The organism is Paenalicyclobacillus ferrooxydans, assembly GCF_001399675.1.
In the GTDB taxonomy this organism is placed as follows: Bacteria; Bacillota; Bacilli; order Alicyclobacillales; family Alicyclobacillaceae; genus Alicyclobacillus_B; species Alicyclobacillus_B ferrooxydans.
The window spans coordinates 115,300-127,032 of sequence record NZ_LJCO01000096.1 but is presented as its reverse complement, the minus strand read 5'-3'; the positions used below and the strand labels follow the sequence as shown (position 1 = coordinate 127,032).

Sequence of the window (11,733 nt, the reverse complement as noted above, 5' to 3'; positions counted from 1 at the left end):
TCCATATTCCCTTTTCCTGTTCCCTTTCCGTCTGAAGTCACGCACTGTCTTACGGCACATCGATTAAAGGGAGGTCTTTGTCATGGAACAGCGTCGCTTAGGCAAATTGGAGTACATGAGTTCAGCAGTGATGTTTGGCGCAGCGAGTCTTGGCAATGTCACACAGGATGAAGCAGATAAGTCAATCAAATTTGCTGTCGATCACGGTGTGAACCACTTTGACACCGCTGCGGATTACGGTGACGCAGAGCTGCGTATGGGCCCGTGGATGCCAAAAATTCGCCAACAAATCTTTCTTGCCACCAAGACTGGAAAGCGCACGAAAGAAGAAGCGAAAAGGGAACTTCACAGGTCGCTCGAACGCCTGCAAGTTGATGACGTTGATTTGATTCAATTGCATGCTGTTGGATCCATTGAGGAGCTCGATAAATGTACATCAGCGGGTGGAGCACTCGAAGCCTTGGTGGAAGCGCGTGACGAAGGGATTGTCAAAGCCATCGGGATCACAGGTCACGGGCATATGGCTCCTGCCACCCATCTCGAGGCGTTACGGAGGTTCCCATTCGACGCTGTACTGACGCCGCTTAACTTCAAACTGTACTCCATGCCCGAATACAGGTTCGACTTCGATGCTCTCCGGGCAGAGACCGTGAAACAGGATGTTGCGCTCAGAGTCATTAAGGCGATTGCAAAGGGCCCTTGGGATGTCAATCAGAAACGGAATTACGCGACTTGGTATGAGCCGTTTGATGAACAAAAGGTGATCGACGCGTGTGTGCATTTTGTCCTGAACCAGGCCGGTGTGAGTGCGTTTGCCAGTGCTGGGGATGTTCACTTGTTCCCGAAAATCGTTGACGCCGTAAATCGCTATGGTCAAATGTCGACTGAAGAAGTGACGGACATCTTAAGCCGTATACCGGAGTACACAACTCCATTTGGTGCACCTACCTCCATTGCATGAGGTGCCGTGCCAGTGCGTAACGCACCATGAAATTGGCTGATTGGGGAGGAGTTCTATGAAAGCGCTGTTTATTGGGGGCACGGGAACGATTAGTATGGCGATTACAAAACAACTGGCTGAACAAGGCCACGAATTGTATCTCCTGAACAGGGGTAATCGCAATCAGATGTTGCCGGCGAATGTACGCACGCTTCAAACAGATATCAACGACGAAAATGCTGTGCAAGACCTGCTCGAAGACCACAACTTTGATGTTGTTGCGGATTTTATTGCCTTTGAGCCTGCGCAGGTGGAGAGAGACTACCGTTTGTTTCATGGTCGTACAAAGCAGTTTATCTTTATTAGTTCAGCTTCTGCCTATCAGACGCCGCCGTCAGACTATCGGATCACGGAGAGTACCCCTCTGTCTAATCCGTATTGGGCGTATTCAAGAAACAAAATTGCATGTGAGGAATACCTCATGCAGAAGTATCGCGACGAAGGATTCCCAATCACCATTGTCCGCCCGAGTCACACTTATGACGAGCGTTCAGTCCCGCTTGGGGTTCACGGCAAAAGCGGATCGTGGCAAGTGGTGAAGCGTATGATGGAAGCAAAACCTGTCATCATTCACGGGGATGGCACTTCTCTTTGGACTTTGACCCACAACACTGATTTTGCAAAAGGGTTCATTGGGTTGATGGGCAATATCCACGCCATCGGAGAATCCGTTCATATTACCTCAGATGAAACGGTGACCTGGAATCAGATTTATGCCGTGATTGCGGATGCGCTCGGCGTAAAGCTAAACGCTGTGTACGTTTCATCAGAATTTTTGGCAGCCTGCAGTACGGACGACTTGCGCGGGGGACTGATTGGGGACAAGGCCAATTCCGTCGTCTTCGACAACGCCAAGTTGAAAAGGCTTGTGCCGGAGTTTGTTGCCACAGTTCGTGCCGACCAGGGGATCAAACAGGCTGTCGAGTTCATCCTAGCGCATCCGGAGTATCAAAAAGAAGATCGTGAGTTTGACGCGTGGTGTGATAGGGTGATTGAGGCCCTGGAAGGTGCTGCAAAGTTCATCGCCACTGAGAGTGGGGCTAGCGCGTAACCAATCTCCGCTGCTTTTTGAGCGATACAATGTCGAACGATAAAACTCTTAGATTCAATCAGAAAGAGGTGCTTATCATGGAATTTACATATTTGGGTCGCACTGGACTGAAGGTGAGCCGTCTATGCCTTGGAACGATGAATTTCGGTCCTGAGACGGAAGAGGCGGAAGCGTATCGAATCATGGATGCAGCGCTTGATGCTGGCGTCAATTTCTTTGATACCGCGAATGTCTACGGTGGTCAGGGCCATCGTGGACGTACCGAAGAAATCCTTGGACGCTGGTTTGCACAAGGCGGAGGACGCCGTGAAAAGGTCGTACTCGCCACAAAGGTTTACAACTTCATGGAGGACGAAAACGATGGACCCAATGAAGGCAGAGGGCTTTCGGCCTACAAAATCCGGCGCCATCTCGAAGGCTCCCTCCGCCGGTTGCAGACGGATCACGTTGAGTTGTATCAAATGCACCACATCGAACGCCACGCGACTTGGGAAGAACTGTGGGGGGCATTCGAGGTCGCTGTGAATCAAGGGAAAGTAGGGTACATCGGATCAAGCAACTTCGCTGGCTGGCACATCGCTGTCGCACAGGCGGCTGCAAAAGAACGCCATTTCTTAGGCTTGGTCAGCGAACAACACATCTACAACCTGCTGACACGTGAGCCGGAACTTGAAGTGTTGCCATCGGCCGAAGCGCACGGTATGGGTGTCATTCCCTGGAGCCCTCTCGCTGGTGGATTGCTTGGCCGCAACGCGTTGACCCGTACCGGATCGCGCAGTGCACGGGCCGAGGAGGAATTCGAGCGCCGACGCGGACAACTCGAATCGTTCGCGAAACTCTGCGCAGAACTTGGTGAACACCAGGACACTGTGGCTCTAGCTTGGCTGTTGGCCAATCCGGCAGTGACCGCTCCCATTATTGGGCCGCGGACTTTGCAACAGTTTGAGGACAGCTTGCATGTACTGGAAGTAACGCTTTCGGATGATGTGCTTCGTGAACTGGACGAGATCTTCCCTGGACCTGGACAGCCGGCTCCTGAGGCGTACGCTTGGTAATATTTTGACTGGCACTGAATCCTGAGTTTCTACTTCAAATCATAAAGCTCGACTGACTCATCCTCCCTTACCCAGCTTGGGTAGCGGAGGTTTTTGTTTTTCACACGTAGGGCATATCCAACGAGTTGTCATCGTATTTGTGAACAAGGGAGGAGGACACTGACCATGAAACGTTTTCTGTTGGCCCTTCAGGTTCTCATTGCGCTGATTGTAGGGGCAATCGTCGGATTTTCAAGCAAGACCGTTGGCCTTGATGTACAAGTACTTGGTGCAGCCTTTATTCGACTCATCGAAATGGCCATTGTTCCACTTATCTTTCCGCTCATCGTACTCGGGGTCGCGCAAATGAGATCTGTTCGGAGACTGGGGAGGATTGCCGGAAAGACCATCCTGTACTTTGAGGTTGTTACAACAGTCATTCTCATCGTTGCTGTGATTCTAGCAAATGTAACAGGCGTTGGGCGGGCGACTTCGTTGCCAGGCCAACCGGCACAACTGTCGGGAATTGCTCAGGGTATTGATTTTGAGACCTTCTTGCTGGACATCATACCGAAAAACATTTTCTCTGCGCTGGCCAATGGCAATCTGCTTCCGATTGTCTTTTTCTCCATATTTTTAGGGCTTGCGCTCGCCACGTTGGGAGATGAGGCGAAACCCGTTACTGATTTTCTGGAGTCTATGTCAAAGGCCATGTTCAAAGTCATTGAGTACATTGTAAAGTTCACACCGATTGGCGTTTTTGGTTATATAGCATATGATATCGCCAAATATGGCTGGGCAAGTCTGGGCGCACTTGCGGAGTTTATCGCCGTGGCCTATGTGGGGTTCGCGCTGATTGTGTTTGTGATTCTGCCGATTACTGCAATGATTTTCCGTGTCAAGTATTGGTCATTGTTGCGAGCGGTATGGGATCTGGTTTTTCTGGCGTTTATCACTCGCTCGTCCGAGGTCGTACTGGCTCCTTTGACGGAACGCTTGGAGCAATATGGAGCAGACAATTCGATTGTGTCATTTGTTCTTCCCACCGGGTATTCGTTTAACCTCGATGGAGCCACTCTGTATGAGGCGGTTGCTGTGATCTTTCTCTCTCATGTCTATGGGATTCACTTCTCGATAGGGCACCAATTTGCTATCATCGGAATCCTCATGGTGTTGACCAAAGGACTTGCCGGAGTTCCGTCTGCGGCCATTGTCGTATTACTCGCAACCGCAAAATCTATCGGGTTGCCGGCAGAAGGAATCGCCTTATTGATGGGGATTGACTTTGTCATCGACATGGCTCGAACCGCAACCAACGTGATTGGGAATTCGCTTGCCTCGATTGTCATCGCGAAGTCCGAGAACGTGTTTCGGGTGAAAACGCCGTCACCCTTGGCGGCGTCGAACGACATCTGACGACAAGCTGGTTTTCAAAAAGGGGCATCCCGCAGCGGGTGCCCCTTTGTCGACTGCATCTACGAAGAAATCAGCCTTAATTTTGTGGTTGGTCGTTACCGAGCTTGAGGTCAGCGGGTGAAAGGTCACTTACTTTGAGCAATTTTATGTCATCAAGGTAGCCCCAATAGTTTGGACCGCCTGATACGGTAAACGAAATTGTACAGGATCCATCCATGACGTAGATGTCATTGACCCTGAACTGATTCCACTGATTCCACCCGTTTGCCGCTGTACCCTCGTTGATGACGTTCTTTGATTTCGTTCCAAGCGCTGTTTCAGCCGAAAGCATAATCGTTGCGATGCCAGGGTCATTCGTGGCACGGCCAGTACTACTCAAAACCATGTTATTGCCCCCAGCGGATTCAGCAGACAATGTGTAGACTCCGTTTGATAACCCCGTCACCTTTTGTGACAGCGTAAAGGTGTAACTTTTGGCAGCCCAGTACTTAAACTGTCCAGCCCCCTCGTAAACAACGCCTGGTGTGGAGTCTTGTGTGGCATCAAAAGCGTACGTAGCGTTGTCTGTACCTTCAGGTACACCAGACAGCGTCCACGGAGAAAGTACGCCTTGTTGATTGAAACCACCGTTTTGCACCAATGAACTCGACGATGTATCGTTCGTCGTCAAATGGTAGGTGGTAACGGTGCTTTGCGAATAGCCTGGTGCAATGGCATAAACCTTAAGTTCTGTGTTGGCTGAAATTCGGATGGGACCCGTATAAACGTCGGTTACACTCGAAGCCGTGGTATTCCCGGGTTCGCTTCCGTCTGTGGTGTAGTAGATGACAGCGTCTGGTGTCGGGCTGGATAAGGTGATATACGGTGTATTCGCCGGAATGGTTGAATCACTCGACAGCACTGTACCGTTCGGTGCATAGGCGGTCACGGCTTTGGTTTGAATCGCGGTCGACGACACAGGTGGTAGTCCGAAGTAAAAGTCATCAGCGTCTCCCCAGTCACCGGCTGCTCCATTGAAGTTCACACCGATGGTGACCTGACCAGAAGTGACAGTGACAGGTATGCTGTATTGCTTCCAGACGTTCCAACCAGACGGGGTGAACTTCTGCATCTCAGTTGCCGTTGGGTCTGTCGCACTGTACCCCGTTGCGTATAGAAAGGGTACAGCCGATCCACTTGCAGAACCTTCCCCCCAGACTGAGAGTGTGTAGGTCCCATTGCGCAGACCTGTGAGGGTCTAATATACGGTGTCATTGCTAAATGCTGAGCCGCTCCAGTAATGAATGTCACCAATACCGGTGTGCGGTGTGATACTGCCGCTTGTCGCGGGGGCAGCGACAGATGGATTCGAACTTGTCCAACCTGTGGACCCGCTCTCGAGGCCTGGATTGGTGACGTAGTTCTGTGGTTGATCCGGTTTGACGGTGACAATGGCACTTGCCGCCTTCGGATTATCACCGATGGTGCCATAAACGGTGTATACCCCGGGCTGAGATAAATCAGCTGTCGACGTATTCCAACTGCTTACTGCTGTTTCTTTGTAGTATCCATCGCTGTACTGTCCTTCTACGGTAGATGGGAGCGTGAGCGTACCACCGACAGATGTTGATACGGTCACCGGATCGGCCGCGACGAAGTTTGAAGGGGGTGTCGCGGTTGAAGTCCTCACAAGTTTAAAGACGTTCATGGATGGAAGAGCATGACCGCTGAAGTTAAAGAGGGCTTGGTTTTCCCAACTGCTTCCCTGTCCGGATGTCCAACCTGTGGAATCGCCAGGCAACCAATCAGCACCCCAGTAAAACATTCCGAGTCCCATGTTGTCAGGGACATTCGCGACATTGTTGATGACGTCGCGAATTTCTGCAGCCTGTCCTTGAGGGGTTGGGGTGTAACCGGCCTTATAGGCGAGGTCCTGATTGAAGGTGTTTATCGTCTTATCCCCTTGAGCCAACGTCCATCCATCAGATGTCTCAGCGACAATCACTGGTTTATGGTACTTGCTGGCCAGGGTGTCCAAAATATTCGCATCTTGACTCATCGTACCGTGGTAATAGGGATAATAGGAGATGCCGATGACATCAAAGTCAACTGCCGTACTGCCGGTTGTCCAGGTGTTCAGATCGCTCGTAAAGGTTCCAACACTTCCGCTTGAATCGCCTGCAAGGTGGAGAACAATCTTGATTTTGCGGTTCGGATTGTTCACATTTGGATCCGCAGCTCGAACAGCCGCGGCAGCCTTTTGTAACAATGGTGCTGCTGCAGTGGCGGATTCACCGTCTGGCCATAAGATTCCGTTATTGATTTCATTGCCGATTTGAACCATATTCGGCAACACACCTTGCTCATTCATGGTTCTGAGTGTGTTATAGGTGAAATTGTAGATATCGTTTTGAAGTGCCGTCCCGTGGTCGTTTGCCCAGGCTTTTGGTTTGTTCTGCTTTCCTGGATCAGCCCAAAAGTCGCTGTATTGAAAATCGAGGAGCACTTTCATCCCAAGTGCTTTTGCTTGTTTGGCGATGGAAATATCGGCAGTAAGGTTGTTGTTTCCGCCGCCAAGGGGCTGGCCCAGTGCATTGGTGGGGTCATTCCACAGTCGGATACGGATGTAGTTGACACCGTGATTCTTGAGAATCTGCAAACAGTTTTCCTGGAGGCCGTTTGTGCCGTAGAATTTCTTGTTTGCTTGCTCAAGAGCGTACAACTCAGACACATCCGCACCCATGATAAAGTTGCTTCTTTTTCCGTGCTCTAATGCATGCACGGGGGCCACAGAAACGGTGCCCGCGTTCTGCACTGTTGTGGGGACAACTGGATCTGGATTCAACGTGCTAGCCTTTGACGAGAGCGGCTGTGTTGACACGAGAAACGCAGCCGACAGTGTAATTCCGATGGCTACCCGGATAGATTGCTTCAATTTCCTAGGCATCGATTTCTCCCCTGTCCTTCGGTATGTACTGCTCTTTTTTGTGGCTCACGCGGCTTGAGACAGCGAACACATAGTTAAGCGCTTTCAACGGCGCCAAACGTTTTTCAGGATCACCCCCGGTTTGACCGATGCGACACTACGGTTTCTGAGTCTGTGTGAAATCGAGGCCACATACGTTCTGGAAATATGAAATCGAGACCATATTACATAACTTAAAGAAATTATAGGTGGGGTGACCTTGAACGTCAATCCTAATCTAAGCCTTTCTGCTGAGAAACCGGTTGTCTGACATGAACGATAGAAACCCTAATGCCAATAAAACAATGTGAGATTTGTGATGATTGGATTCTCCTTGTAGGATTGTAGAAGTCGTTCTAGAATTTTACGTTGAACGTCTGTAGACGGAGTCTGGTAACGGAATGAAGTCTCTATTGGTGCAATTAGGGAAACCGCATTCAAGCCATGGCTCAAGGAGGGAGTTTTTTGGCAACCAGTCGAGATGTCGCGAAGCGGGCAGGTGTATCACCTGCGACAGTTTCCCGCGTGTTGAACAACAGTGGATACGTAGGCGCAGATGTGCGAGAAAGGGTCAATCGTGCCATCAGTGAATTAAACTATGTGCCGAACCGCCTTGCTCAAGGGCTGCGCAAACAGCACTACGGGCAGATTGCGTGCGTCATGCCGTCGATTCGAAACCCGTTTTACCCTGAGATTGTTATGGGAATAGAAGAGACCGGCTTGGCACAGGGATATACGTTTTCTCTGTTTAACCGGATCACCAAGAGGGAAGAGTACCTGCAAGTGATTCTCGAGGGATTTTATGACGGAGTCATCTTTCTTTCACCATTCGAAGTAGAGAAGGTCTACGACATTGCGGAAATTGCAAAACAGATCCCAACGGTTGTTTACTCCGATCGTGGACACGCATTCGGGATCCCGCACGTGTTTGTTGACCTCAGAGCAGCGATGGAGAAAAATGTCACACAACTCATTGAAGACGGGCATCGGGAGATTCTATTCCTTGGTTATGAGTTTGTCGATGAATCCGAAAATCCGAGGTATCAAGGATATATGGACGCGATGACGACTCACGGTTTTGACGTGCCAAAGCAGTTAATTCAGTTCATTCCAGATTTTACGGATACGCTGTCCATGGGATATGAATCGATTCAGAATACACTGCACGCCGGAGTTTCATTTACTGCGGTAGCTGCATCGAATGACCTTCTGGCGATTGGTGCGATCCGTGCGATAATCGATCACGGTCTTCATGTTCCGGAAGATGTCAGTGTGACGGGGGTGGATGATATTGAGATGGCGAGGGCAATTACACCAGCACTCACCACAACACGGATTCCGAAACATGACATTGGTCGGATTCTAATGGATTTACTGCTGGCACAGATAAATCAAGACGCACAAGGCGAGTCGGTTGTGGAGGTGGCAACGGAGATCATCCGACGTGAGTCAACCCTGAATCGTCACGGACAGCAAGATGGTAAACAACGCTGAGCAGTTATACTTCATTCAACTGGCTTTCGGGTCTATCAAATTCCGGATTGACACTCGCTAGATGGCGACTTATTATTAAATCGCTTACATTTGGATTTCAGATCTGATCAACATGAGAACCTTGACAACTTTATTTTCTATCGTACAATGTGGCCTCGATTTCACATGTGTGGTCTCGATTCCATACAACTGGAGCTGAAACGTCAGAAAGCGTTGGGCTTCCACTGGGGAAAGGTATATCCCTTATGGCAAGTGGGGTTGGTTTGGAAACGTTTACTTGCTTTTGTGAAATCGAGGCCACACGTCGCGGACCTGAGAGGAGATGATCGCTCCGGGAACAGTGCTTGCCAACGGTCTTATCTGCAGGCAGGGTCCGCAGTCAGACTTGAAGCCGACCTTCGCGTTCATCATACGTGCAAACTTGAGAAGGTTCGCGTTCAGAATTGATTCGAATTTGAATTCTACTGAAAAGGGGCAAATGAAAATGAAACAGAGAAATTCCATCAAATTGCTTGCACTCGGCGTTGTATCCATCGCAGGACTCCTGGCAGGCTGCGGTACCAGTTCTTCGACGGGGAGCAGCTCTACACCAACCAATCAGTCTTCTGGTTCGAGCAGTATTCCAAAAGGGATTACTCTGCATGTACTCTCCTACTGGCAACCCGAAGAGATGACGGTGATTAAGCAGCTTGCTGCACAGTGGGGTAAAGAGCACGGGGACACGGTTGTCGTCGATCAGAACTCAGCAACAGGCAGCAACAAGTTCTCTAACTGGGCACAAGCAGTTCGCGCTGGTACAGGCCCTGACGTCGCGATAGCAATGCCGTCCGACAACCTTGGGACCTTCTATCAAGAGGGATTGCTAGCACCAGCCACTTTGATGAACCCGTCAGACTACCCATCTTCAGTGGCTGAAGGTGTAAAAATGGGCGGAAAATACTACGCCTATCCCGTAGCGGCACAAAGTGTGGCACTCCTATACAACAAAAAGGAAATTTCCACACCGCCAACGACTTGGAGCGAATTCGTTGCTGACGCCAACAAGTACGGCTTCAACATGGCCCAAGAGCAATTCTATTATGACTACGTCTTCATTGGCGGCATGGGCGGCTATATCTTCAAAGACAATAACGGTACTCTGGACCCAAATGACATCGGCTTGGCAAACGAAGGCGCAGTTGCTGGCTTCCAACTGTTACAGGACATGGACTTGAAGTACCACTGGATGAACCCGAGCGTGAACCAGAGCATCGCGACGACTCAGTTTGACAACGGAAAAGTCGGGATGTTTATCAGTGGTCCATGGGACGTTGCTGCGGCACAAAAGGCAGGAATTGATGTCGGTGTGGCACCAATCCCGACACTTCCCAACGGAAAGCCGGGTACACCGCTCATCAGTAACTTGACAGCAATTGTCAGTGACAAGTCAAAGAACGTTGCTGCAGCGCAGTCACTTGCTCAGTACCTAACCAACGCGTCTGCAGAATTACAGTACTTCAAGGCGGATGCTGACCTGCCTGCACTCAGCAGCTTGCAGAGCAATTCGGAAATTACGAGCAATGCAATTGCCAAGGGCTTTGTTGATCAGTTGAATACAGCCGTAGCGTCACCGAACATTGCACAGATGCAATCCGTGTACAGTGCACAGTCCATCATTACATCGATTCTGAACGGAAAATTGACCGCCTCAGCTGGGGCAAAACAATTCGTAGCAAACATTAAGTCTGCTATCAGCGTCCAAGAAGGATAACTTTTCGGCGGACGGAAGCGGACGGGTGACCTACACGAACCCGTCTGCTCCGTCTATGCGTGAAACGGGGGGTTCTCATGAGCGTCATTGCATCCCTGGAAAATGGTGGGCGTGACAGCAAGGTCAAACGAAGAGGCAAGATTCAATGGAGTGCGTACGGGTATATTTCTCCGGCGATTCTTACGATGTCTGTACTGAGTTTTTTGCCCATGTTTTTCACCATCTATATCTCCTTTACAAACTGGAGTCAAATGCATTTTATGAACTACCAGTTTGTTGGCTGGAAGAACTATGTCGAGCTGTTTTCCAAGAACAATCCGCTTTCCATCGCGTTTCTTCCCACGTTGATTTGGACACTGGTCTTCACATTTGTATCGACGACCCTAAACTACTTTGTGGGTTTGATTCTCGCCATCCTCGTCAATGACAAGGCATTGACTGAGGCCCGATTGTATCGAACTTTGTTAATCATCCCCTGGGCTATACCGGCTTTGATCTCCACCCTATCGTGGCAGGGGTTGTTAAATCAAAACTACGGTCCCATAAATGCATTTTTGCACCTGTTACACATCCCTGCGATTCCATGGCTCGTCGCTCCAGGATGGGCCAAAGCAAGCGTCATTCTTGTCAATCTGTGGTTGTCATTTCCGTATTTTATGACCGTTTCTCTTGGGGCGTTGCAATCCATCCCGACTGAGCAGTACGATTCAGCAGCAATTGACGGTACGAGTGCATTTCAACGATTCGCATATATCACGTTCCCGAATGTATGGCGTGTAAGCTTACCGCTTCTGATTCCGGCTTATGCGGCTACGTTCAATAACTTCAACATTATCTTCTTGCTCACTGGCGGTGGCCCGGCCCGGGCATCGACGCAGTTTGCAGGATATACCGATATCCTTGCTTCCTCGTCATACAAGATTGCGTTGCAGTTCAACCGTTATGACTTAAGTGCCACCCTTTCTGTGGTGTTGTTCGTGATGATTGGAGTCATCAGTTTAATCAATATGCGCTTTACGAACGCATTCAAGGGGGAAGATTGAC

Annotated in this window: 9 protein-coding genes; 7 read left to right on the top strand and 2 right to left on the bottom strand. The window is 49.9% G+C overall.

Annotated elements, in window-relative coordinates:
- The first annotated feature begins 82 nt into the window (after positions 1-82).
- From AN477_RS21285 to AN477_RS21270, 4 genes are all read left to right on the top strand, one after another.
- Positions 83-961: an aldo/keto reductase gene (locus AN477_RS21285; RefSeq protein WP_054971193.1), complete on the top strand. Its 879-nt coding sequence runs from the start codon at positions 83-85 to the stop codon at positions 959-961.
- 55 nt (positions 962-1,016) lie between these two features.
- Positions 1,017-2,051, top strand: coding sequence for an SDR family oxidoreductase (locus AN477_RS21280; protein WP_054971192.1), 1,035 nt, complete (start codon positions 1,017-1,019; stop codon positions 2,049-2,051).
- Between the two features lie 77 nt (positions 2,052-2,128).
- Positions 2,129-3,106: an aldo/keto reductase gene (locus AN477_RS21275; RefSeq protein ID WP_054971191.1), complete on the top strand. Its 978-nt coding sequence runs from the start codon at positions 2,129-2,131 to the stop codon at positions 3,104-3,106.
- A gap of 165 nt (positions 3,107-3,271) precedes the next feature.
- Positions 3,272-4,501: a dicarboxylate/amino acid:cation symporter gene (locus AN477_RS21270; protein WP_054971190.1), complete on the top strand. Its 1,230-nt coding sequence runs from the start codon at positions 3,272-3,274 to the stop codon at positions 4,499-4,501.
- Between the two features lie 76 nt (positions 4,502-4,577).
- Here the strand turns inward: AN477_RS21270 and AN477_RS21265 are convergent, their stop codons facing one another.
- Positions 4,578-5,612, bottom strand: coding sequence for a chitobiase/beta-hexosaminidase C-terminal domain-containing protein (locus AN477_RS21265; RefSeq protein ID WP_054971189.1), 1,035 nt, complete (start codon positions 5,610-5,612; stop codon positions 4,578-4,580).
- 126 nt (positions 5,613-5,738) lie between these two features.
- Positions 5,739-7,427 carry a glycosyl hydrolase 53 family protein gene (locus AN477_RS21260; protein WP_054971188.1) on the bottom strand — a complete coding sequence of 563 codons (1,689 nt, stop codon included), beginning with the start codon at positions 7,425-7,427 and terminating at the stop codon, positions 5,739-5,741.
- A 483-nt stretch (positions 7,428-7,910) separates the two neighbouring features.
- Here AN477_RS21260 and AN477_RS21255 point away from each other — a divergent pair, with 483 nt between their 5' ends.
- The 3 genes from AN477_RS21255 to AN477_RS21245 all read left to right on the top strand — a co-directional run bounded on the left by AN477_RS21255 (position 7,911) and on the right by AN477_RS21245 (position 11,732).
- Positions 7,911-8,939 carry a LacI family DNA-binding transcriptional regulator gene (locus tag AN477_RS21255; RefSeq protein ID WP_054971187.1) on the top strand — a complete coding sequence of 343 codons (1,029 nt, stop codon included), beginning with the start codon at positions 7,911-7,913 and terminating at the stop codon, positions 8,937-8,939.
- Between the two features lie 484 nt (positions 8,940-9,423).
- The gene (locus AN477_RS21250) at positions 9,424-10,689 is read left to right on the top strand and encodes a sugar ABC transporter substrate-binding protein (protein WP_245631920.1); all 1,266 of its coding nucleotides are present in this window, start codon (positions 9,424-9,426) and stop codon (positions 10,687-10,689) included.
- A 77-nt stretch (positions 10,690-10,766) separates the two neighbouring features.
- On the top strand, positions 10,767-11,732 hold the full coding sequence (locus AN477_RS21245; protein WP_054971185.1) for a carbohydrate ABC transporter permease: 966 nt from the start codon (positions 10,767-10,769) through the stop codon (positions 11,730-11,732).
- Position 11,733 lies beyond the last annotated feature (1 nt).